General features: G+C 69.8%; 14 protein-coding genes. 9 read left to right on the plus strand and 5 right to left on the minus strand.

What is annotated here, in order from left to right:
* Positions 1-2: 2 nt before the first annotated feature.
* Positions 3-707, minus strand: coding sequence for a ribose-5-phosphate isomerase RpiA (gene rpiA, locus D3H34_RS04090; protein WP_119552165.1), 705 nt, complete (start codon positions 705-707; stop codon positions 3-5).
* A gap of 40 nt (positions 708-747) precedes the next feature.
* On the opposite strand from rpiA, the gene D3H34_RS04095 reads away from it, so the two are divergent.
* Positions 748-1,827: a quinone-dependent dihydroorotate dehydrogenase gene (locus tag D3H34_RS04095; RefSeq protein ID WP_119552166.1), complete on the plus strand. Its 1,080-nt coding sequence runs from the start codon at positions 748-750 to the stop codon at positions 1,825-1,827.
* Between the two features lie 29 nt (positions 1,828-1,856).
* On the opposite strand, the gene D3H34_RS04100 is transcribed toward D3H34_RS04095, so the two are convergent.
* The 4 genes from D3H34_RS04100 to D3H34_RS04115 all read right to left on the minus strand — a co-directional run bounded on the left by D3H34_RS04100 (position 1,857) and on the right by D3H34_RS04115 (position 4,335).
* A complete protein-coding gene (locus D3H34_RS04100) occupies positions 1,857-2,558 on the minus strand; it encodes a phage holin family protein (RefSeq protein WP_119552167.1) in 702 nt (233 codons plus the stop codon).
* Between the two features lie 84 nt (positions 2,559-2,642).
* Positions 2,643-2,939, minus strand: coding sequence for a glycine zipper domain-containing protein (locus D3H34_RS04105; RefSeq protein ID WP_119552168.1), 297 nt, complete (start codon positions 2,937-2,939; stop codon positions 2,643-2,645).
* A 134-nt stretch (positions 2,940-3,073) separates the two neighbouring features.
* Positions 3,074-4,177, minus strand: coding sequence for an NAD(P)/FAD-dependent oxidoreductase (locus tag D3H34_RS04110; protein ID WP_119552169.1), 1,104 nt, complete (start codon positions 4,175-4,177; stop codon positions 3,074-3,076).
* A gap of 35 nt (positions 4,178-4,212) precedes the next feature.
* On the minus strand, positions 4,213-4,335 hold the full coding sequence (locus D3H34_RS04115) for a hypothetical protein (protein ID WP_062479916.1): 123 nt from the start codon (positions 4,333-4,335) through the stop codon (positions 4,213-4,215).
* A gap of 1,333 nt (positions 4,336-5,668) precedes the next feature.
* Between D3H34_RS04115 and D3H34_RS04120 the strand changes: the two genes are divergently transcribed.
* From D3H34_RS04120 to D3H34_RS04155, 8 genes are read left to right on the plus strand one after another with little or no spacing between them, the layout of a single operon-like run.
* The gene (locus D3H34_RS04120) at positions 5,669-12,865 is read left to right on the plus strand and encodes a polyketide synthase (protein ID WP_119552170.1); all 7,197 of its coding nucleotides are present in this window, start codon (positions 5,669-5,671) and stop codon (positions 12,863-12,865) included.
* The gene (locus D3H34_RS04125; RefSeq protein WP_119552171.1) at positions 12,862-17,886 is read left to right on the plus strand and encodes a non-ribosomal peptide synthetase; all 5,025 of its coding nucleotides are present in this window, start codon (positions 12,862-12,864) and stop codon (positions 17,884-17,886) included. The genes D3H34_RS04120 and D3H34_RS04125 overlap by 4 nt, the downstream gene beginning before the upstream one ends.
* Positions 17,887-17,888: 2 nt before the next feature.
* On the plus strand, positions 17,889-18,662 hold the full coding sequence (locus tag D3H34_RS04130) for a 4'-phosphopantetheinyl transferase family protein (protein WP_119552172.1): 774 nt from the start codon (positions 17,889-17,891) through the stop codon (positions 18,660-18,662).
* On the plus strand, positions 18,659-19,480 hold the full coding sequence (locus D3H34_RS04135) for a serine aminopeptidase domain-containing protein (RefSeq protein ID WP_119552173.1): 822 nt from the start codon (positions 18,659-18,661) through the stop codon (positions 19,478-19,480). Before D3H34_RS04130 ends, D3H34_RS04135 begins: the two co-directional genes overlap by 4 nt.
* Positions 19,473-20,396 (plus strand): alpha/beta hydrolase family protein, encoded by a 924-nt coding sequence (locus D3H34_RS04140; RefSeq protein ID WP_119552174.1) that lies wholly within the window; start codon positions 19,473-19,475, stop codon positions 20,394-20,396. The genes D3H34_RS04135 and D3H34_RS04140 overlap by 8 nt, the downstream gene beginning before the upstream one ends.
* A gap of 28 nt (positions 20,397-20,424) precedes the next feature.
* Positions 20,425-21,609, plus strand: a complete 1,185-nt coding sequence (locus D3H34_RS04145) for a polysaccharide biosynthesis/export family protein (RefSeq protein WP_434057676.1) — start codon at positions 20,425-20,427, stop codon at positions 21,607-21,609.
* A 46-nt stretch (positions 21,610-21,655) separates the two neighbouring features.
* The gene (locus D3H34_RS04150; RefSeq protein WP_119552175.1) at positions 21,656-23,935 is read left to right on the plus strand and encodes a polysaccharide biosynthesis tyrosine autokinase; all 2,280 of its coding nucleotides are present in this window, start codon (positions 21,656-21,658) and stop codon (positions 23,933-23,935) included.
* Positions 23,932-24,612: a sugar transferase gene (locus D3H34_RS04155; RefSeq protein WP_119552176.1), complete on the plus strand. Its 681-nt coding sequence runs from the start codon at positions 23,932-23,934 to the stop codon at positions 24,610-24,612. The genes D3H34_RS04150 and D3H34_RS04155 overlap by 4 nt, the downstream gene beginning before the upstream one ends.

Genomic DNA, 24,612 nt, shown 5'->3' on the forward strand with positions numbered 1-24,612 from the left:
GCTCAGCCGGCGAATTGCATCGTCTTCACACCTGAAGCCGTGCCCAGCAGGCAGACGTCGGCCTTCTGGTGGGCGAAGACGCCCACCGTCACCACGCCCGGCCACTGGCTCACTTCGGATTCGAAGGCGCGCGGGTCGGTGATCCGCAGGCCGGTCACGTCGACGATGTGCTGGCCGTTGTCGGTGACCAGCGGCAGGCCGTCCTTCTCGCGCACCTGGGCGATGCCGCCCAGGCGGGCAAACTGGCGCATCACACGCCGCGCCGCCATCGGGATCACCTCCACCGGCAGCGGAAAGGCGCCCAGCGTCTCGACCAGCTTGGAGGCGTCGGCAATGCAGACGAAGCGCTTCGACTGAGCCGCGACGATCTTCTCGCGCGTGAGCGCCGCGCCGCCGCCCTTCACCATGTAGCCCTGGTGGTCGATCTCGTCGGCGCCGTCGATGTACACGGCCAGTTCTTCCACCTCGTTGCTGTCGAACACCGGAATGCCCAGTGCGCGCAGGCGCTCCGTGGAAGCCACCGAACTGGAGACCGCGCCCTTGATTTCGTCCTTGATCGTGGCCAGCGCGTCGATGAACTTGTTGACGGTGGAGCCAGTGCCCACGCCGACGATCTCGCCCTTGACCACGTAGGCCAGCGCGGCGAGGCCGACCTGGGCCTTGAGTTCATCCTGGGACAGAGGGGTTGGGGAGGCGGGTGCGGTCATCGCGGAGAATCCTTGGCTCATTGAAGTCGAGAATTATCCGATGCCCCTGCTGCTGCCCTCTTCGCTCTATGGCCTGGCCCGCCCTTTTCTGTTCGGTTTCGACCCCGAGCATGCCCATGAAATCACCCTCGACGGGCTGGCCCGCACCCAGAACACGCCGCTGGCCTGCGCCTACGCGGCGGCGCGTGTCGAAGACCCGATCCAGCTGGCCGGCCTGAATTTCCCCAACCGCGTCGGCCTGGCCGCCGGGCTCGACAAGAACGCGCGCTGCATCGATGCCTTCGCAGCGATGGGCTTCGGCTTCGTCGAAGTCGGCACGGTCACACCCAAAGGACAGCCCGGCAACCCGAAGCCGCGCATGTTCCGCCTGCCGCAGCGCGACGCGCTGATCAATCGGCTCGGCTTCAACAACGAAGGGCTCGACGCCTTCCTGGCCAACGTGCAGAAGGCGCGCTTTCGCAAGCAGGCCGGCGGCGGCAAGTCGCCCATGCTGCTCGGACTGAACATCGGCAAGAACGCGGCCACGCCGATCGAGCGCGCGGTGGACGACTACCTGGCCTGCCTGGATGGCGTCTATCCGCACGCGGACTACGTGACGATCAACATCTCCAGCCCCAACACAGCCAACCTGCGCTCGCTGCAGAGCGACGAAGCGCTCGACGCCCTGCTGGGCGCCGTGGCCGAGCGGCGCGAAACACTGGCCACGCGCCACGGCAAGCGCGCGCCACTGTTCGTGAAGATCGCGCCCGACCTCGACGACGCACAGGTCGCGGTGATCGCCGCCACGCTGCAGCGCCACGGCATGGACGGCGTGATCGCCACCAACACCACGCTCGCGCGCGACGCGGTGGCAGGCCTGCCCCACGCCCAGGAAGCCGGCGGCCTTTCGGGCGCGCCGGTGCGCGAAGCCAGCAACCGGGTGATCGCGCAACTGCGCGCGGCACTGGGCAAGGACTTTCCGATCATCGGGGTGGGCGGCATCCTGAGTGCGGCGGATGCCAAGGCCAAGATCGCGGCGGGCGCGGACGTGGTGCAGATCTACACCGGCCTCATCTATCGCGGCCCCGGGCTGGTCCGCGAAACGGCCCAGGCGCTGCAGCGGGACCGCCGCAAGGCCTGAGCCGATTTTCCTCTTGCTGCCGGCCTGGCTCAGCGCATGCGCCAGAGCACCGGCGCAATGACCGAGGCCCAGCGCAGCAGCCGCTTCGGGCGGATCACCGCCACGGCGGCAGCGGCGACAACTCCGGCGGCCACCGGATGCTCGCGCGCGATGCGCAGCGCCGTGGCTGCAGCCGATTCGTTGGCGGGCTCGCCTGTCGCGGGTTGCGTTTCGCGGCCGCCTTGAAGGGTGGCAATGCGCTCGCGCTGACGCTCCATGCGGGCCAGCAACTCTTCGCGCGTGGCGGGGCGCGGCGGACGCGGCGCTTCGTCGTCGAGCTCCGGATCCTTGCCGAGGTTGAAACGGTCCTGGACCCAGGCCCAGTCGCGTTCGAACTCATGGAAGGTCGGAATGAAGCTGCTGGAGGCGTTGCTCAGGCTGCGCATCAGGCCGATGACGGCCGCCAGCCACAGCACCACCCAGACACCGGCCACCACCCAAGCGGCGGTGATGCGGTACGGCGTGTCCCAGTAGTGCACGACCACCGCCATCGAGAGCAGCGCCACCGCGACGGTGGTCAGCCCCAGCACGGCGACGATCAGGACCAGGCTCAGCTTCAGGCGCTGCTTCTCGTCCTCCCAGGCCATGCGCAGCAACTGCACCCGGTCCTCGGCCGCCAGCGCACCTTCGGCAGCGGCGATGCGCAACCGGCGGATACGGCGATCGAGCCCGAACAGGGACAGCAGTTTCATGCGCCGCCTCCGTCCTCGCCGGCCACAGGGTGGCGACGGCCAACGAACAGACGACGGTGCGCGCTCAGGCCGGTGCAGTGACGGTCAGCGGCGGCCAAGCAACAGGCCCACCAGCACGCCGACGGCCAGGGCGGCACCGGCGATCTGCCAGGGTTCGTCGTGGGCGTAGTTGTTGGTGGCGGTGGCCGCCTGGCGCGCCTTCTTGGCGGCCAGCTTGCTCTTTTCGGAAGCCAGTTCGCGCGCGATGGCGAGCTTGGTGTCGATGCGCTGGCGCAGCGCCTTGATGTGGGGAACCGAATCCAGGTCCTTGCTGGCCAGCACGCCGCGCACGTCGCTCGCGATGTCTTCGGCTGCTGCTTCAAGATTGTTGGATGCACTCATTGGAATCTTTCCTCCGTGATGACACCGGCACCGCGCCGGCGGCTTCACGCCAGCATATGGCGTGCTGTCATGTTACAGGCTCGAAAGCCCCTCATGCGCGACAGATGTGCGCAGTTGTGCCTGTGCGCATGCCGTCAGGCTTCAGCGAGCAGGTCCGCGACATGCCGTCCGATGGCCAGGCAACTGGTGAGGCCCGGCGACTCGATGCCGAAGAGATGCACCAGCCCCGGCACCCCGTGCACCGCCGGCCCCGAGATCATGAAGTCGGCCGCGGGCGCATCCGGCCCCGAGATCTTCGGACGCATGCCCGCATAGCCGGGGATCAGCGCGCCGTCTGGCAGCGCCGGCCAGTACCTGCGCACCTCGTCGTAGAAACGCTCGCCGCGTGCCGGGTCGACCACGAGATCGTCGGCCGCGTCGACCCATTGCACATCGGGCCCGAACTTGGCCTGCCCGCCGAGGTCGAGCGTCAGGTGCACGCCGAGCCCGCCCGGCTCCGGCACGGGATAGATGAGCCGGCCGAAAGGCGCGCGGCCCGCGAGCGTGAAGTAGCTGCCCTTGGCGAAGTATTCGCGTGGCACCACCGATGTCGGCATGCCTTCGAAACGACGCGCCAGTGCCGTCGCACCCAACCCCGCGGCATTGACCACGGTGCGGCAGCGCAGCGCCGTGCCGTCGGCGGCCCTCAGCACGATGGCGCCGTCCACGCATTCAGCGCGCTCGATGGGCGACTTGAGCGCCAGCATGCCGCCCGCGTTCTCGAGATCGCCCAGCAGGCTCAGCATCAGCGCATGGCTGTCGACGATGCCCGTGCTCGGCGAATGCAGCGCGGCGACGCAATGCAGTTGCGGCTCCATCGCGAGAGCTTGCTGCGCTGTGAGCAGCATCAGATCGTCCACCCCGTTGGCCGCGGCCTTGGCGCGGATGATGTCGAGTTGGCCCACCTGCTCGGCGGACGTTGCCACGATGAGCTTGCCGCAGCGGCTGTGCGGCACGCCGCGCGCCTGCGCGTAGCCATATAGAGCGTCGCGTCCTTCCACGCACAGCGTCGCCTTCAGCGAGCCCTGCGGGTAGTAGATGCCCGCATGGATCACCTCGCTGTTGCGGGAACTCGTTCCCGTGCCGATGGCCCCTTCGGACTCCAGCACCAGCACCTCCCGGCCTGCGAGCGCCAATGCGCGCGCCACGGCCAGCCCCACCACTCCGGCGCCGATGACGGCGCAATCAATTTCATCCATCGCGCGAGCTTAGCGCGGCGCGAGGGGCGCGATTCTCACCTCGCGCTGGGCGGCGGCTCGGGGTCGGTGGGCTCGTCGGGCGCGTGCTCCGGCCCTTCATCGGGCTCGACCGGCAGGTCGGGCGTGATCGGAGACGGAAGATCGGGTTGGGTGGCCATGGCTGCACTCCTTCGTTCCATCTCTTCGTTCTAGCGCGCTTTCACGCGCCTGCAAGCAGCCCGCGGCGGAAGGCGTCGTCGGTGCGCACCGACAGCAGCCCTCCGCTCAGGCGCCCCAGCGACAGATCACTCAACACACGCCGAGGCATTCAGCGTCCATTCAACGCTTCAACACTTCAACACTTCAACGAGAAGACTCACATTTCGCGATGCATCGCAGGGCCATTCTAGGAATCGCCGTGCCTTCGCACATGAGCGAAGCGCCCTTTTGCGAGGAGTCCATGCGCCCTGCCGCGGCGTGCATGCGCGTGTGACAAAGCGCCTGGCTGAGACCGTGCGGCGCGAACGCGGGACCCGGACCAGCTCCACACAGCGATGGCGGTGGACGCGTTCCGGTGGCCGCTGCGTGTGCGCCCTGGCCATGCATCGGCGCGGCCCATCGGCGTCGAAAAAAGAGCAAGCCGTCCGACCTGAAAACCCATCCCCGCAAAGCACCGCCGTCACGGTCCGGCGGCGAATTCCGGACGAAATGGCGGACCCGATGCGTCGATGTCCGAGCCGGTTCGGGCCTTCCGGCGGGCGCGAAGGAAATCGACCGGGATCAATGCGGGGCCACGACGCAGCTGCTTGTCCGAATTCCGCTGGCGACTGCCGTGTGGCACTCGAGGGTTCCGCGTGCTGACAGAGGGGAAAGCACCTCATTTTTGTCGCTGTTTTCCATGAAGAAGGTCAATTTAAATTTGACATCAATCTTCCCCAGGCGTCGTGAAAATTTAATCCCAATCAATTTAAACTCGGATCGGTAACATTTTTTATTGAATTTTCCGCGATTTTCAAGGAATTAAAAATTAATAGGAAATTAATCTAAATTTAGATCATTCTTCTCATCCAAGAAAAAAATCTACCCCATTTGAGCTGATCCCAGCTGAATGCCGGATCGATCGATCTGACTCAATTTGCGAAAAACCTCTTATCAATCTTTGATTTTTTGTCTTATTACCGTTGGTTTGATATTGGAAATATTGAAATTCAGACTTCGAGAACCATCGCCTGAGAGAGGAAGGGTGGAAAAAATTTCGAAACGACGTGTCGTTGAGGCTCCAAATATGGGTGACAAACCGCCCCCCACAAATGTCCGTGGTACCTCAAAAGTCCTGACTTAGGTAGTTCGATTCAGAAATATTTATATCCAAATGCAAACAATCAGAAAAGACCCAAACAGTCGACTCGGCAAGTTCCTAGGATCGCGACAAATCAAGGTCCACATCCAATTGAATTCAATTAGGTCCGCTTAATTGTATTTTTCATTCACAGTCTGCCGCCGGATCATTGCATGGAAACCCAAATTGCTTCGTCATCCGAGGCCGCCGTGGCCTCGGAGGCCGCGCTGGGCGATCTTTTCGTCTCCCCGTCCGCGCGCGCGGCGGCCGGCGAACGGCTCGGCGTCTCGCTGGCCCTCGACGCCGGGTTCGCGCAGCGATGGCTCGCGTCGCTGGGTGCCACGGGGTACCTGCCGGACACGCTGTTCGAAGGCGCGTGGCTGCTGCTGCAATCGCGCTGGCTGGGTGCGGCCCTGCCGATGCCCCCGTCCGGCACCGCGCGCGCGTGGCTGACCCAGCTCGACCTCGACCGGCGGGCCATGCACCGTGCCTGCGAGACCCCGTCGCACCTGCGGCTCGAAGTCCGGGCGGAGCACCCCGCCAGCCTGCACCTGGACGTCGACGCGCGCCTGATGGACGCGCCCTGCGCCAACCGCCTGCTCGCAGCCATCGCCGACACCGCCGCCGATCTGCTGGCGCGTCCCGACGCGGCGCTCGACAGCATCCGCGCCCTGCCCGACGCCGACCGCGCCGACCAGCTCGCCGCATGGGCCACGTCGCCCGCCGCGCCCGACCTTTCGCTCACCGTGCCCGCCGTGTTCATTCGCCGGGCCGCGGCCACGCCCGGCGCGGTGGCGCTGGTGGCAGGCGACGAAACGATGTGCTACGGCGAACTCGACGCGCGCAGCGACCGGCTCGCATGGCGCCTGCAGCAGTCGGGCGTGCGGGCGGGCGACAACGTCGGGATGGTGTTCGAGCGTTCGATGGCCGCCGTCGTCGCCATGCTCGGCATCCTCAAGGCGGGCGCGGCCTACGTGCCGGTGCCGACCGACTTTCCGCCTGATCGGGTCGCCCACATGCTCGACCAGGCTGGCGCGACCCAGGTCGTGACGACCGAGGCGCTGGCCCCGCTCGTGCCGGCCAACCGCACCGTCGTGCGGATCGATGGGACTGAAGACCCGTCGGGCCGTGCACCGTGGACGCCGCCCGCCATCGACGGCGAGTCGCTCGCGTACCTCATGTACACCTCGGGCTCGACGGGCGTACCCAAGGGCATCGAGATCAGCCATCGCGCCATCCTGCGGCTGGTGGTCGATGTCGACTACATCGAGCTCGCCCCCGGGCGCGCGATGCTGCATGCGGCGCCACTCGCCTTCGACGCCTCGACGCTCGAAGTCTGGGGACCGTTGCTGAACGGCGGGCGCTGCGTGATCCACGACGAACGGGTACCCACCGGCGCCGGCCTCGCACACACCATCGCCCGCCACGAGGTACACACGGCCTGGCTCACGGCCTCGCTCTTCAACGCCGTGGTCGACGGCGATCCGCAGCACCTCGCGGGCCTGGCTCACCTGTTCACCGGCGGCGAGGCGCTGTCGGTACCCCATGTGCGACGCGCGCTCGACGCTCTCCCCGGGCTCACGCTCAGCAATGGCTACGGGCCGACCGAGTGCACGACCTTCGCGGCCACCCATCGCATCGAGCGCGCCGCTGTCGCGGCGGGCCTGCGCTCGGTGCCGCTCGGGCGCCCGATCAAGGACACCGTGCTGCGCGTGCTGAGCCCGACGCTGGCACTGCTTCCCAGCGGACTCGTGGGCGAACTGTGCATCGGCGGACACGGCCTGGCGCGCGGGTACCTGGGGCAACCCGAACTCACGGCCGCGCGCTTCGTGCCCGATCCTTTCGGCGCGCCCGGCGATCGGCTCTACCGCACCGGCGATCTCGCCCGCTGGCTGCCCGACGGCACCCTCGAGTTCATCGGCCGCATCGACGGCCAGGTCAAGATCCACGGCCATCGCATCGAGACCGGCGAGGTCGAGGCGGCGATCCTCGCGCATCCCGCGGTGCAGTCCTGCGCGGTGATCGCGCGGCCCGGTCGCGACGGACAGTTGCGTCTGGTCGCCTACCTGGTGGCGCGCGCACGGAAGCTCCCGTGGGACGCGCTGCGCGCGCACCTGGCGGCCCGCCTGCCCGCGGCGATGCTTCCGTCCGCGCAGGTCTGGCTCGCGCAACTCCCCGTCACACCCAACGGCAAGCTCGACCGCCAGGCCCTGCCCGAACCGGCGAGCGAGCGCCCCGAACTCGCACAGCCCTTCGAGCAGGCGCGCGACGCGCTGGAACAGCAGGTGTGCGACGCCTTCGCACGCGCCCTGGGCATCGACAAGGCCGGGCGCAACGACAACTTCTTCGAGCTGGGCGGCAGCTCGCTGCGGGTGCTGCAGGTGCTCGCGGACCTGCAGCGCGAAGGCGCGCCGCCGCTGTCGACCAACCTGTTCTTCCGCCATCCGACGCCGGGCGCCATCGCGGCGCAGTTGCAGCCGGCCGACGAGGCCCCACAGGCCCTGCCCGTACGGAAAGACGCGACCCGCGCCGCGGCCGACGCACCGGAACCGATCGCCCTCATCGCCACCGCCGGCCGCTTCCCCGGCGCCAGCGATGTGGAGCAGTTCTGGGACAACCTCGTGGCCGGGCGCGACACCGTCAGCTTCTTCGACGACGCCAGCCTGGACGCCGGCGTCAGCGAATCCCTGCGCCGCGACCCGGCCTACGTGCGGGCGCGCGGCGTGATCGATGGCATCGAGGGCTTCGATGCCGCCTTCTTCGGCCTCGGCCCGAAGGAGGCCGCGCTCATGGACCCGCAGCATCGCGTGTTCCTCGAGATCTGCTGGGAGTGCCTGGAACGCGCGGGCTACGTGCCCGACGAAGCGCCGGGTCCGGTGGGCGTGTATGCGGGCACGTACAACGCCACCTACTTCCAGCGCCATGTGGCCTCGCGGCCCGATCTCGTGGAGGCCGTCGGCGAGTTCCAGGTGATGCTGGCCAACGAGAAGGACTACATCACCACCCGCGTGGCCAACCGGCTCAACCTGCGCGGTCCGGCCGTGGCCGTCAACACCGCATGCTCGACCTCGCTGGTCGCGGTGGCGCAGGCCTTCCACGCGCTGCGCACGGGCCAGTGCTACATGGCGCTCGCGGGCGGCGCGTCGGTCACCTGCCCGCCCCGCAGCGGCTACCTCTACAACGAGGGCTCGATGCTCTCGCCCGACGGCCACACGCGCAGCTTCGATGCGCAGGCCAAGGGCACCGTGTTCAGCGACGGCGCCGCCGTGGTGCTGCTCAAGCGGCTGTCCGACGCGCAGGCCGACGGCGACACCATCTATGCCGTGCTGCGCAGCGCCTGCGTCAACAACGACGGCGGCGCCAAGGCCAGTTTCACCGCGCCCAGCGTGGACGGCCAGGCCGCGGTGATCCGCGCCGCGCTGGCAGCGGCAGACGTGGACGCACGCAGCATTTCCTACGTGGAAGCACACGGCACCGCCACGCCGATGGGCGACCCGGTCGAGGTCGAGGCACTGACCGTCGCCTACGCGGAGCACACCGATGCGCGGGGCTACTGCACGCTGGGCTCGCTCAAGAGCAACGTGGGCCACATGGTCACGGCCGCGGGCGCCGCCGGCCTCATCAAGACGGCGCTGTCGCTGCACCACGAACTGATTCCCCCCACCGCGCATTTCACGGCGCCGAACCCCGCGATCGACTTTGCGCGCACGCCGTTCCACGTCAGCAACCAGCTGCAGCCGTGGCCACGGGCCGACCTGCCGCGCCGCGCGGGGGTCAGCTCGTTCGGTGTCGGGGGCACCAACGCGCACGTCGTGCTCGAGGAAGCACCCGCGCGGCAGGCATGCGCCGCGCCCGGCGTGCAGCGGGGCGTCCACGTGCTGGCGCTGTCGGCCCGCTCGGAAGCCGCGCTGGCAGTCGCGACGCAGCAGCTGGCGACGCACCTGGAGGAACAGCCCGGACTCGGCCTGGGCGACGCCGCGTTCACCCTGTGCGTCGGCCGCAAGGCCCATGCCTTCCGCCGCGCCGTGGTGGCCGGCGATGCGGCGCAGGCCATCGAGGCGTTGCGCTCGGAGAACGCGGCATGGCGCGTGAGCGACCGGATCGCCGAGCGTGCGCCGCAGCCCGTGCTGATGTTCCCGGGCCAGGGGGCGCAGTACCCGGGCATGGGCCGGGCGCTGCATGCGGGCGACCCGGTGTTCGCGGCCGCGTTCGACAACTGCCTGCGCGCCTTCGATAACGCGCTGGACTTCGACCTGCGCGAGCGCATGTTCGCAGCCGACCCGCAGGCGCTCGCACCGACGGCCGTCACGCAGCCCGCGCTCTTCACGCTCGAGTACGCGCTCGCACGGCGGCTGCTGTCGCTGGGCCTGCGCCCGCACGCGCTGATCGGCCACAGCGTCGGGGAGTTCGTCGCGGCCGTGATCGCCGGCGTGATGCGCCTGGAAGACGCCGCCCGGCTCATTGCCCGCCGCGGCGCGCTCATGCAGGCACAGCCCGCGGGAACGATGCTGTCGGTGCGGCTCGGCGCGGACGCGTTGGCCGCGCGGCTCGCGTCCTCGCCGCAGGTCTCGCTCGCCGCACAGAACGCGCCCGGCGCCTGCGTGGCCGCCGGCCCATCCGGGGCCGTCGCCGAACTCCAGGCCGCGCTCGAAGCCGAGGGCGTCGCCTGCCGGCTGCTGCAGACATCGCACGCCTTTCACTCCGCCATGATGGACGCCGCGGTGGCGCCCTTCGAGGCGCTCGTGGGCCAGGTGACGCTGCACGCGCCGCAGATCCCCATCTACTCCACATTCACCGGCTGCCTGCTCGAGAGTGCACAGGCCACCAGCCCGGCCTACTGGGCGCAGCACCTGCGCGGCACCGTGCGCTTCTCGCCTGCCCTGCAGTGTGCGGCGAACCAGGCCACCCATCCGGTGTTCGTGGAAGTCGGCCCCCACAACACGCTGGCCGCGCTGGTGCGCCAGCACCGCGTGCAAGGCCTTGTCGCGGCGGTGCCGCTGCTGCACGGCGAGCCGGCCGACGAGACCCGGACCCTGCGCCTGGCGGCCGCGCGCCTGTGGACCTGCGGCGCCGAGGTCGATCTCGCCCCGCTGGCGCCGCGCGCCGGCGCCAGGCGCGTGTGCCTTCCCACCTACCCGTTCGAGCGCAAGCGTCTGTGGGTCGACATCGCGCCCACCGCACCGGTGTCGCCGGCGATCTCGCCCGCCGTTGCGCCCGCCCTGCCAGCCCTGGCTGTCCTGCCTGTTTCATTGGAGCCGATCGTGACCGCTGCAGCGCCTTCGCCTTCCCCCCTGACTCCCAACGCAACCCAGGCGGCGTCGGTCGACGCGCGATTGCGGGCCCTGTTCGAGGACATCTCGGGCATCGACATGGCACAGGCCGAGGGCCACGCCCCGTTCGCGGAGATCGGCATGGACTCGCTCACGCTGACCCAGGCGGCCACGCAGATCAAGAAACGCTTCAAGGTCGAAGTGAGCTTCCGGCAGTTGATGGAGAACTACCGCAGCTTCGATGCGCTGGCCGCATTCCTGCTGCAGAGCCTGCCGCCCGAGGTCGAGCCGGCGGCCGTGCCCGCCACTCCCGTCACGTCCGGCGTCTCCATGGCGCCTGCCGTGCAGGCGCCCATGCAGGCCCCACCGGCAGGGCTCGCGCCACCTGCCGGTCTGCTGAACCAGGTGATCGCGCAGCAGATGGAGCTGATGCGCCAGCAACTGGCGCTTCTGTCCGGCGCGCCCGTTCCCGCAGCGGCCGCGATGCCCGCGCCGGTCGAGGCCGTGCCCGCCGCGCCACAGCCGCCCACCGAAGCGCCGCTTCGCTACGACGTCAACAAGGCCTTCGGTGCCATCGCCCGCATCCACACCCAGCGCAGCGCCGAACCCAGCGCACGGCAGAAGGCGCGGCTGGCCACGTTCGTGCGGCGCTATGTCGAACGCACGCCAAAGAGCAAGCGCTTCACCGAGGAGAACCGCGCCCACATGGCGGACCCGCGCGTGGTCAACGGCTTTCGTCCGCTGACCAAGGAGATCACCTACCAGATCGTGATCGAACGCTCCAAGGGCTCCAGGCTCTGGGACCTCGACGGCAACGAGTACATCGACGCGCTCAACGGCTTCGGGCTGAACCTGTTCGGCTGGCAACCCGATTTCGTGCAGGACGCCGTGCGGCGCCAGCTCGATGCGGGCTACGAGATCGGGCCGCAGCATCCGCTCGCGGCCGACGTGACCCGCCTCATCTGCGAACTCACGGGCAGCGAGCGCGCCGGCCTGTGCAACACCGGCTCCGAGGCCGTGATGGCGGCGCTGCGCATCGCGCGCACCGTCACCGGGCGCAACACGGTGGTGGCCTTCACGGGCTCGTATCACGGCACCTTCGACGAAGTGCTGGTGCGCGCCGGCAAGGGCGGCAAGGGCCTGTCGGCCGCGCCCGGCGTGATGAGCGGCATGTTCGGCGACATCCGCGTGCTCGACTACGGCACCCCCGAGGCGCTGGAGTTCATCCGCGACAACGCCCCGGACCTGGCGGCCGTGCTGGTCGAACCGGTGCAAAGCCGCCGCCCCGACTTCCAGCCGCGCGAGTTCCTGCACGACGTGCGCGACATCACCGCGCAGAACGGCTGCTGCCTCATCTTCGACGAGGTCATCACCGGCTTTCGCACCGCGCTGGGCGGCGCGCAGGAACTGTTCGGCGTGCGCGCCGACCTCGCCACCTACGGCAAGGTGATCGGCGGCGGCTTTCCGGTCGGCGTGATCGCCGGCAAGCGCGAGTTCATGGACGCGCTCGACGGCGGCGGCTGGCAGTACGGCGACGATTCGATCCCGGGCGTCGGCGTCACCTACTTCGCCGGCACCTTCGTGCGCCATCCGCTCGCGCTCGCCGCAGCCAAGGCCTCGCTCACGCACCTGAAGGAAGCCGGGCCCGCGCTGCAGGCCGGGCTCACCACGCGCACGAGCGCGATGGCGGCGGAACTCTCGGGCTGGTGCCGGGAAATGGGCGCGCCCCTGGAGATCTGCCATTTCGCGTCGCTGTGGCGCGTGAGCTGGCTCGAAGACCACCCGCTGCAGGACCTGCTGTTCGCCATGATGCGCAGCCGCGGCGTGCACATCCTGGACAACTTCCCGTGCTTCCTCACGAGCGCGCACAGCGCCGAGGACATCGCCTCGATCCAGAGCGCCTTCAAGGAGTCGGTCACCGAGATGCAGGAATCCGGCTTCCTGCCGCGCCGCGCTCCCGCCCCGACCCGCTTCGATGCGCGCAAGCCCGCCGAAGACGGCAGCGTGCTGGCCCGCGACATCGACGGCCAGCCGTTCTGGTACCGGCCCGACAACGCCGCCTCGCACGACCCACACATCCATGGAAAGGCCGCAGCATGAACGCCGCACTCAAGCCCACCGCGAGCGGTGGCCTCGTCGAATGCATCATTGCGACGACCGAGTCGCAGCGCGAAATCTGGCTCGGCGCCACGATGAGCACCGAGGCCTCGATGGCCTACAACGAGTCAGTCGTGCTGCGCCTGCGCGGCATGCTGGACGTTCCGGCCATGGCGCGCGCCACCGACCGCCTGCTCGAACGCCACCAGGCGCTGCGCGCCACGATCTCGCCGGACGGCGCCTTCATGCTGGTCAGCCCTGCGGGAGGGAATCACCTGCGCCAGCAGGACCTGAGCGGGCTCGCGCCGGAAGCCCTCGCGCAGGCGCTGCTGGCGGCCCACGGCGAAGCGGTGTGCACGCCGTTCTCGCTCGAACACGGCCCACTGTTCCGCGCGGTGCTGTTCCGTCTGGGCGATGCCGAGCACGAACTCGTGATGTCCGCGCACCACGTGGTCTGCGACGGCTGGTCGTGGGCGGTCATCACGGAACAGCTGGGCCACCTCTATGCCGAGGAAACCGGCGTCGGGCTGAAGCTCAAGGCCGCGCCGCTCTTCTCGGACTTCGCCGCCGAGGAAACCGTCGCGGCCGCGAGCCCCGACATGCAGGCGCACATCGACTACTGGCTGCAGCGCTTTCCCGGCAACACGCAGCCGGTGCTCGATCTGCCGCTGGACCGCCCCCGCCCGGCCGCCCGCACCTTCAACTCGCGCCGCGCCGAGCGTCTGCTGGACCGGCGCGTGGTCGGCGCCGTGCGCATCGCGAGCACCAAGGCCGGCGTCAGCCTGTTCACGGGCCTGCTCAGCGGCTTCGTCGCGACGCTGCACCGCCTCACGGGCCAGGAGGACATCGTCGTCGGTATCCCGACCTCGGGCCAGCTCGCGCACGACGTGCCCGGCCTGGTCGGCCATTGCGTGAACCTGCTGCCGCTGCGCATCGCCGTGCATCCCGCCATGCGCTTCGACGCCCTGATGGACGAATGCAGCACCACCGTGCTCGACGGGTTCGATCACCAGGCCCTGACCTATGGCGCGCTGCTGGGCCAGCTGTCGCTCGAGCGCGACCCGAGCCGGCTGCCGCTGGTGAGCGTGACCTTCAACGTCGACCCCGACGTGGCGAGCAGCGCGCAGGCGTTCACCACGCTCGACGTGGTGCAGGACACGATCGCCCGCCGCTACGAGAACTTCGAACTGTTCGTGAACCTGCGCCCGCACGCCGGCAGCCTGCAGGTCGAGGCGCAATACAACACCGATCTGTTCGACGACGTGAGCGTGCAGCGCTGGCTCGACATGTTCGAGTGCGTGCTGCAGTCGGCCGCGCACAAGCCCGACGAAACCATCGGCGCCCTCGAGGTGCTGTCGCCCAGCGCTGCACGTTCGCTGCTGGCGCTGCAACCCGCGCGCGTGCCGCTGCGCGGCGCGCCGCTGGCGCACGCCGGCTTCGTGACGCGCGTGCCGCTGCAACCCCACCGCCCTGCCGTGCGCGACGGCGCGCGCAGCTGCAGCTACGGCGAACTCGATGCGCTGTCCAACCGCCTGGCGCGTGCGTTGCGCGCGCGCGGCGTGGGCCGCGGCCAGCGCGTGGGGCTGTGCCTCGAACGCAGCCTGGAGATGGTCGTCGCCATGCTGGGCATCCTCAAGGCGGGCGCGTCCTACGTGCCGCTGGACACGGCATTTCCGCAGGCGCGGCTGGACCACTACGCCAGCGACGCCACCCTCGGCCTGATGCTGACCTCGTCCGACATCGCGGTGGCGCCCCGCGACTGGCGCGCCGACGCCGACCAGCGGATCTTCGAGATCGATCGCGACACCGCCTGGCGCCAGCTGCCCGGCGAAGCCCTGCCGCCGAGCAGCGACGACCCGGGGTCCGAAGACGCCGCCTATGTGATCTACACCTCCGGCTCGACCGGCCTGCCCAAGGGCGTCGTCGCGCATCACCGGGGCGTGGCGCACCTGCTGCAGTGGATGCAGCGCGAATCGGGCATCGGCCCGGCCGACCGCATCGCCGCCGTCACCACCCTGTCGTTCGACATGGCCGTGCCCGACCTGCTGCTGCCGCTGGCGGCAGGCGCCGAACTCGTGATGGTGCAGCGCGAGGTCGCCATGGACGGCAACCGCCTGTCGCAGGCCCTGGACGACGAACAGATCACGCTGCTGCAGGCCACGCCCGGCATGTGGCAGCTCCTGCTGGATGCCCAGTGGGCCGGCGGCACGCCCGGCTTCCGCGGCTGGACCGGCGGCGAAGCGCTGCGCCCGAGCATGGCGCTGGCGCTGTGCGAGCGCATGGAAGGGCTGTGGAACGGCTACGGCCCGACCGAGACGACGGTGTACGCCACGGCCTGGCATGTCCGCCCCGAAGACATCCCTTCGCGCGGCATCTCGATCGGCAGGCCCGTCGACAACACCGAGATCTGGATCCTCGACGCCGACCTGCAGCCCTGCCCGATCGGCGTGCCTGGCGAAATCTGCATCGCGGGTGAAGGCGTCGCGCTGGGCTACCTCGACCGCCCCGCGCTGACCGCCGAACGCTTCGTCACGGTGCGCATCTTCGGCACCACGAAGAAGGTCTACCGCTCCGGCGACCGCGGCCGCTGGCGCAACGACGGGCTGCTCGACCATCTCGGGCGGCTCGACTTCCAGGTCAAGGTGCGCGGCTACCGCATCGAGCCCGGCGAGATCGAGGTGCGCTGCTGCGAAGTCGCCGGCGTCTCGCGCAGCGTGGTCGTGGCCCGCGAGGACAACCCCGGCGACGTGCGCCTGGTGGCCTACCTCGCGCTGACCCCGGGCGCCGGCTTCGACCTCGATGCGCTGATGGTGCATCTGCGCAAGCACCTGCCGGCCTTCATGCTGCCGCAGCACGTGGTGACGCTCGACGCACTGCCCACGCTGGCCAACGGCAAGGTCGACCGCGTCTCGCTGCCGCCGCCGCAGGCGGTGGCGCGCGACGAGGTGCGGCGCGGCGCCGGTCCGCGCAACGCGCACGAGCGCAAGGTGCTCGCGATCATGGAGAAGGTGCTGAGCCTGCCGGGCCTGGACATGCACGACAACTTCTTCACCATGGGCGGCCACTCGCTGCTGGCCGCGCGGCTCACCACGCTGCTGAGCCGCGAGTTCCAGGTCACGCTGCCGCTGCGCTCGCTGTTCGAGGCGCCCACGGCCGAGAAGCTGGCCGCGGTCATCCAGGCCCTGCAGGGCGCGGGCGTCGGCCTGCAGGCACCCATTGCCTGCCACCCCGATCGCCGCAGCGCGCCGCTCACGCCCTCGCAGGAACGCATCCGCTTCATGGAGCAGCTGTACGCGGGCCGCTCCGTCTACAACGCGCCCTCGGCACAGCGGCTCACCGGCCGGCTCGACGCCGCGCGCTTCGAAGGCGCGCTGCGCGAGATGATCCGCCGCCAACCCTCGCTGCGCACGTGCATCGGCTTCGACGAGAACACGGGAAGACCGATCCAGTCGATCGCTGAGTCGGTGGAATTCGCCCTGCCGCTGGTCGACCTGCGCGGCCTGCCGGCGGACCAGCGCGAGGCCGAGCTGGTCGAGCAGATGCAGGAGCTGGCAGACCGGCCGCTGGACATCCACAGCGCGCCGATGATGCGCACGACCCTGTTCCAACTCGACGACAACGAACACGTCTTCCTGTTCGTGCCGCATCACCTGATCTGGGACGGCTGGTCCTTCGACCTGATGCAGCGCGAGCTGGGTGCGTTCTACGACGCCGCCGAACGCGGCCGTCCGCACAACCTGCCCGCGCTCGCCACCACCCACGGCGACTATGCCGAGTGGCTGGAAAAGTGGCTGACCGAGCCGGCCTGCGAGGAGCAGCTCGCGTTCTGGCGCGGCCGGCTCGCGGGCGCCAAGGCCGTGCGCCCGCCCCGAACCGACATGCCGCGCCGCGCGGGCAAGAGCGGCCAGGGCGGCGCGCACTGGATCCACATCGACCTGCAGAGCACGCAGCGGCTGCGCGAGGCCGCGCGCGACATGGACGTGACGCTCAGCATGCTGACCTTCGGCATCTACGCGCTGACCATGGCCCAGGCGACAGGCAACGACGCCATCGTCATCGCGAACCCGGTGCGCGGACGCCAGCAGGCCGAGACGGAAGACGTCATGGGCTTCTTCAACAACGTGCTGCCGGTCTCGCTCGCGGTCGACATGTCGCTGCCGCTGCCCGATTTCATGCGCTACGTGAAGCAGGAGCTGCTGTCGATGATGAACAACCAGCAGGTGCCGTTCGAGCGCCTGATGGCCGAGCCCGGCTATGCACGGCAGATCAAGGCATCCGGGCCCTACCAGGCGATGTTCTCGTTCCAGGACGCACGCGAACGCGCGCGCACCGTCGGCAGCCTGCAGACCCGCCAGGTGCACGTGATGCAGCACGGCGCCACCGACGACGTCGGCGTGTGGCTGATGGACAAGCCGCACGGCCTGGAGGGCGCCCTGCTCTACAACGCCGATGTGTACCTGCGCGAGACCGGCGCCCAGTTGCGCGAGCGCTACCTCGAAGTCCTGGGCCGCGTCGCCGACCACCCGCGGGCCACGCTGGCGCAGATCGCCAGCACCGAGGGCTCGGCCAGCGCACGCTATCTGCGCAAGCTGGCGGCCGACGATGCGGACAGGGGTGCGCCGGCCAAGGCCCGCGACGCCAACGCCGCCGGCGCCGCAGACACCGCGGACGCGCGCGAGGCCAGGCAAGGCCTGCTCAGCCCCGAGCACGCACAACTGGCCCAGATCTGGGCCGACGTGATCGGCATCGACGTCGAAGAAATCCGCGCCGGCGACAACTTCTTCGATCTCGGCGGCGACTCGCTGCTGGTGCTGCGCGCCGTGCAGCAGGCGGCGCAGACGCTGGGGCACCACGTGGAGCCGCGCCGCTATCTGTTCGAGAACCTCGGGCAGATCGCCTCCTCGGCGCACGGCACGCCGCACGGTGTCCCCCCGGACCTCGCCGACCTGGCCGCCGGCACGGCCGCGCACGCATCGCGCGGCGGGCTGCTCGGCGCGCTCGGCAGCTGGCTGCGCAAGGGATGACCATGGCCGGCGACGCTCACGCCCTGTCCGTCGACGCGCCGGTCTGCCGGTACGTCGAACTGGACCGCTTCACCGATGCCCTGCCCGCTCAGGTGCTGTCGGTGGAGGAGCGCGCGCGTGCCGAGAGCCTGCGGTTTCCCCTCGACCGGCAACGCTTCGTGGCGGCCCATGTCGCGCTGCGGCAGGCGCTGTGCGCGTACACGGGCCTGGACCCCGCCGCGCTGACCCTGGTCACCGGTGCCTTCGGCAAGCCGTCGCTGTCGGGCCCCACGCGCATCCAGTTCTCGCTGAGCCACAGCCAGGGCCTGGCATTGATCGCCATCGGCGGGCTCGGCCCGCTGGGCGCCGACGTCGAGCTGCTGCGCCCGATGCCGGACGCGGCCGCCCTGGCGGCGGCGCATTTCACGCCGCGCGAACAGGAGGCGCTCGCCGCCCTGCCCGCGCACGAACGTGACCCCGCCTTCCTGACCTGCTGGACCCGCAAGGAAGCCTGCCTGAAGGCCATCGGCGTGGGCCTGCTGGTGTCGCCGCAGAGCTTCGAGGTGGGCCTGGCACCCGAGCGCCGCCGCGTCGAGGTGCCGGTGGCCGACCGCACCCTGGTGCTGGAGCTGGGGCCGGCGCCCGCGCGGCCGGACAGCGTGGGCTCGCTCGCCACATGGCGCCATACGGAAGCCCGCGCCCAGGCCTCGGGGGCCGGTTCCGAGGGCGGCCGCATGCGCCCCCGGAACGCGCTCAAGGGGATGGCCGAGGCGCGCTGCGCAGGGGGTGTGGCATGACCCTCTTCACGCCGCTCATGTTCGGACCGGCCTCGCGCCAGGTCTTCGGCGCATTCCACGCCGCCGACGGAGACCGGGACGAGCACACCGCCGTGCTCCTGTGCCCGCCCTTCGGCCAGGAGGGCCTGCGCACCCATCGCTTCTTCAAGGTGCTGGCGGAGCGCCTCGCGCGCGCCGGCATCGCCACGCTGCGCTTCGACTTCTACGGCTCCGGCGACTCGCCGGGCGACGAGAGCGAGGGTGAGCTCGACGGCTGGCGCCGCGACCTGTGCTCGGCGCACGAGGAGTTGCGGCGGCATGCGCCCCATGCTGCCATCGTGTGGATCGGCGCGCGGCTGGGCGCCACCCTGGCCGTGCTGGCCGCGCGCAACGGGCGCTGCGACCCGGCCCGGCTGGTGCTCTGGGAGCCGGTGATCGACGGGCGGGGCTACGCGCGCCTGCTGCGCGAGCGGCATGTCGCGGCGATCGACACGACCTTCTGCATTCCCGACCTGTCGTGGCGCCGCAGCCTCGCGCAGGAGCCGGACGCGCTGCCCGAAGAGGCGCTGGGCGTGCGTCTCTCGCCGGCGCTGCAGGCGCAGCTGCGCGCCCTCACGCCGCAATCGCTGCCGCTCACGGCCCTGCACGACACCCTGGTGCTGGCCCCGCCCGACGACACGCCCACCGCGCAATGGGCGGCCGAGCAGCAGTCGCGTCACATGCCGGTGCGCCTGGCCTACCTCAGCCACCCGCTGGACTGGACCTCCGACCCCTTTCCCCACAGCGCGATGGTTCCGGCCGACGCGCTCAGCCGCCTGCAGGGAGCCATCCATGAATGACCTGATGCAGACCCCGCATCGCTTCGGCCCTGGCGACGCACTGATGGGCATGCTCACCGTCCCCGCGCAGCAGGTGCCGGCCCCCGTTGCATGCCTGATGTTCAACATGGGCGCGAACCACCGCGTCGGGCCGCGCCGCATCAACGTGAAGCTGGCGCACGTCCTGGCCGCGCGCGGCGTGAGCAGCCTGCGCTTCGACCTGGGCGGCGTCGGCGACAGCGATGCGCTGGACACCGGGCCCGACCTGCAGACGCGCGCGGTGCACAGCCTGCAGGCCGCCATGGACCTCGCGCAGGGCGTGCTGGGCATCCGCCAGTTCGCGGTCGTGGCCATGTGCTCGGGCGTGGAGCACGCCATGTCGGCGGCCGCGGTGGACGCACGCCTGGTCGCGCTCTCGCTGTTCGACGGCTTTGCCTTCCCCCAACGGCGCACGCGCTGGGAGCTCACGGTGCGCCGCGCGCTCGCGGTGCCGATGCACCCGTCGTTCCCCGGCAAGGCGCGGCGCTGGGTCCTGCGCCATCTGCCCGGCAGCACGGCGACCAGGCCACTGCCGGGCTACTTCGCGGACAGGCGGCCACCCGACGTCAATGCGATCTGGTTCGAAGCCACCATGAAGCGGCTGGTCGAACGCGAGGTGGCGGTGCAGCTGCTGTATTCCGGATCGCTGCACGTGCGCGACCGCGACCGCGACCAGCTCGGCGCCCTGTGCCGCGAACCGTTCATGCAAGGCCTGCAGTACGAGTTCATGCGGGACGTGGACCACACCGTCTGCACGGTGAAGGGCCAGCAGCTCTTCCTGCAGTCCGTCGGCGACTGGGTCGCCGAGCACTGCCTGGCCACCAGCAGCCCGCAGCGGCACAGCCGCCCGGCGGCAGGCACCCCGCGCGCGATCCCGGCCACGCTCGCCGCCCCCTGAAACAACAACCGAAGCCAAGGAGAGACTCATGAAATCCGTCGACCTAGCGAATCCGCGCGGCGAGCGCCTCCTCGCCACCGAGGGCGCCCGCGCCTTTCCCGGTGGTCGCTTCCGGTCGCGGGCCATGGCGCTGCTGCTGGCGCTCGGGTTGTGCGGCTGCGCACCCGGCTTCGGCCCGCCGGGCCCGCTGCAGTCGGGCGACGGCAAGAACGGCGGCACCGGCAGGGTGGAAGCCATCACGCCGGAGCTGATCCGCACGCAGCTCGCCAGGAACACGGGCATCCCGCCCGAGGTGAAGGCGCTGTTCGGCCGGCCCGCGGCCTACACCATCGGGCCGGGGGACGTGGTGGGCATCACCGTCTACAACAATCCCGAGCTGCAGCCCAACCTGGGCGCGGTGATCGCGCAGCAGAGCGACCCGACCGGCGTCACCGTGGCACCGGGCTTCATCGTCGATGCCGCGGGAGAGATCAGCTTTCCCTACATCGGCCGCACCCGGCTGCAGGGGCTGACCGAAAGCGGTGCGTCCGAGCTGATCGCGACGCGCATCGGCAAGATCATCAAGGCGCCCCTGGTCAGCGTGCGCATCCAGTCGTTCCGCAGCCAGCGCGCCTATGTCGAGGGCGAGGTCCGCACGCCCGGGCTGCAGATCTTCACGGACATCCCGATGACGCTGTCCGAGGCGCTCAACCGGGCGGGCAGCATCACCCTCGGGGGCGACCGTTCGCATGTGGCGCTCACACGCGGCGAGCGCACGGTGGTCATCGACCTGATGCAGCTCAAGCGCTTCGGCGCCGACGCCAACAACATTCCGCTGCGCAACGGCGACGTCGTGTACGTCGGCGCCCGGGACGACAGCCGCATCTACGTGATGGGCGAGATCCTGCGGCCCTCGGCGCTGCTGATGCGCAACGGCCGCATGAGCCTGAACGAGGCCCTCGGCGATGCGGGCGGGCCCGACCTGCTCACGGCCGATCCCGGGCAGATCTACGTGATCCGCAACTCGCCGCAGACGCCCGACACGCCGCAGGTCTTCAGCCTGAACGCGAAGAACCCGGCCGCGCTCGCGCTGGCCGACCGCTTCGAGCTGCGCCCGCGCGACGTCGTCTATGTCGACCGCGTGCCGCTGGTCTCGTGGAACCGGGTCGCCAACCTGATCCTTCCCGCCGCCCAGGTGGTCAACCTCGCGCGCGACACCGCCCGCAGCAGGTAGGTCCGCGCGGCGCCCCGGCCCGAACACGACACAGAAGGTGAAGCCCATGAATGCGCGTTGGTACCCCCCGCTTCCCGCACCGTATGGCCCGGAACCCGAGCCCCCGCACTCGAGGTTCAAGGAATACGTCGATCTCATGCTGGACAACCGCTGGCTGATCGCCTCGGTCACCGCCGCGGTGCTGGTGCTGGGCGCGGGCTACGCGCTCTTCGGACCGCGGGTGTACGAAGCGAACGTGCTGATCCAGCTCGAGGATGCCGAACGCTCGCCCGGCGGCGCGGGCGATGCCGCGGTCAACGGCGTGAACGTGAAGACGCCGACGTCGGGCGAGGCCGAGATCCTGAAGTCGCGCATGGTGCTCGGCCAGGCGATCGAGAACACCAAGCTGTTCATCACGGCGCGGCCGCACTACATCCCGCTCGTGGGTGCCTTCATCGCGCGGCATTCGAAGACGCTGTCCAGACCGGGTCTGCTCGGCCTGCGCGGCTATGTGTCGGGCACCGAGCGGATCGCGGTCGCGCAGATGGACGTGCCGCCGGCCTTCGAGGGCAAGAAGTTCCTGCTGACCGCCGGCAAGGGCGGCAGCTACACCCTGACGCATCCCGACCTCGACACCCCGCTGCACGGCCAGGTCGGCGTGCCGATGGACAGTTCGGTGCCGGGCGGAACGGTCCACCTGCTGGTGGCCTCGTTCGAGGCCCTGCCCGGCGGCGCCTTCGAGCTGACCCGGCGCTCCACGCAGCTCACCATGCTCGAGCTGCAGCGCGAGCTGCGCGTGATCGAGAAGGGCAAGCAGTCCAGCGTGATCGATGTGAGCTGGCAGACCGACGATCGCGACCACCTGGCGAACCTGCTCAACGAAGTGGCGCGCCTGTACATGCGGCAGAACATCGACCAGAAGACCGCGCAGGCCGAGCGCACGCTGAACTTCCTGGGCACCGAGCTGCCCAAGTTCAAGCAGCAACTGGAACGGTCGGAAGAGACCTACAACCAGTACCGCAACCAGAACGGGACCATCAGCCTGGACGACGAGGCACGCAACGCGCTGTCGCAGAACGTCGACCTGCAGGCGAAGCTGCTCGACGCGCGGCAAAAGCGCCTGGACCTGGCGAGCCGTTTCACCAGCGAGCACCCGATGCTGATCACGCTCGACGCGCAGATCGCCTCGTTGCGCAAGGAGCTGGGCGGCGTGGACAACCGCATCCGCCGCATGCCGATGCTGCAGCAGAACTCGCTGCGCATGCAGCGCGACATCAAGGTCAACACGGAGCTCTACGCGTCGCTGCTGAACAGCTCGCTGCAGATGCGCCTGGCCCGCGAAGGCCGGATCGGCAACGTGCGCGTGCTCGACCAGGCGCTGTCGCCGGAGAAGCCGGTGCGGCCCAAGGCCGTGATCGTGATGGCCCTGGCGCTGGCCGTGGGGCTGTTCCTGGGCGCGGTCACCGCGGTCCTTCGCAAGGTGCTCAGGAACACGGTCGCCACGCCCGACGAGATCGAGATGCGCACCGGCCTGAACGTCTACAGCACGATCGCGCTCAGCGCGCGGCAAGGCGCGCTCGATCGCGCCATCCGCAGCGGCAGACCCGGGATCAAGCTGCTGGCGGCCTCGCATCCGGAAGACCCGGCGCTCGAAGGCGTGCGCAGGCTGCGCACCACGCTGGGCTTCCTGATGGCCGCGGCACCGAACAACCGCATGCTGCTGACCAGCGCCACGCCGGGCGCGGGCAAGACCTTCCTGTCGGCCAACTTCTCGGCCGTGCTGGCGGCCTCCGGCAAGCGCGTGCTGCTGGTCGACGCCGACATGCGCTGCGGCAAGCTGGCAAGCCAGTTCGGGCTGAAGGGCACCGCCGGCCTGTCCGAGCTGATCGCCGGCACCGCCACGCTCGCACAGGCGGTCCACGCCCAGGTGCTGCCGCACCTGGACGTGATCACCACCGGCAAGCTGCCGCTCGACCCGGCCACGATGCTGGGCGCCAGCGCGTTCACGCGACTGCTGGAGACGCTGTCCGCGCTCTATGACGTCGTGGTCGTCGATGCGCCGCCCATCCTGCTGGCGACCGAGACCGTGGCGATGGCGCCGGACATGGGCACCCTGATGCTCGTGGCCCGCGCCGGCGACAGCGAGCTGGGCGACCTGGTGGAAAGTGCGAAGCGGCTGGCGCACGTGGGCGCGTCGTTCCACGGCGTGGTGCTCAACGCGCAGGACGCGCGGCAACGCCACAGCGCATATGGCTACGACTACGGCCCCTACCGCCTGCATCCGAACGTCTATCCGCCCGCGCTGGGACACACACCCCACGCCGAACCGGAGCGCGCGACATCATGAGCACGCACCTTTCGCGCACGCCGCACCGCACCACCACCCGCCCCGTGCCGCTGGGCGGCTCACGGCTCCTGCAGGTCGCCAAGCGCGCCATGGACATCCTCATGGCGGGCTCCTTCTTCCTGTTCCTGGGCTGGGCCTACGCGCTGATCGCCCTCGGCGTGCTGCTGACCTCGGGCGCGCCTGCCATCTATGTGCAGCCGCGCTACGGCAAGGACGGCCGGATCTTTCGCTTCTACAAGTTCCGCAGCATGGCGCCCAACGCCGAGGCCGTGCTGGCCAGGCACCTGCGCGAGAACGACGCGGCCCGGCGCGAATGGGAGAAGTTCCAGAAGCTCGAACACGATCCGCGGATCACCCGCTTCGGCGCCTTCCTGCGCCGCTACAGCATCGACGAGTTCCCGCAGTTCTGGAACGTGCTCAAGGGCGACATGAGCATGGTCGGTCCGCGCCCGTGCATGTTTGCACAGAAGGAACTGTACGGGCCCTACTGGGCGTACTACTGCGCGGTGCGCCCGGGCATCACGGGCCTGTGGCAGATCAGCGGGCGCAACGAAGTGAGCTACCGCCGCCGCGCGGCCATGGACGCGGAGTACGTCGCCACGCTCTCCCTGCTGCGGGACGTCGTGATCGTGCTGAAGACCTTTCGCGTCGTGCTGGGAGCGCGCGGTTCGCGCTGA

This window comes from Acidovorax cavernicola, assembly GCF_003581445.1.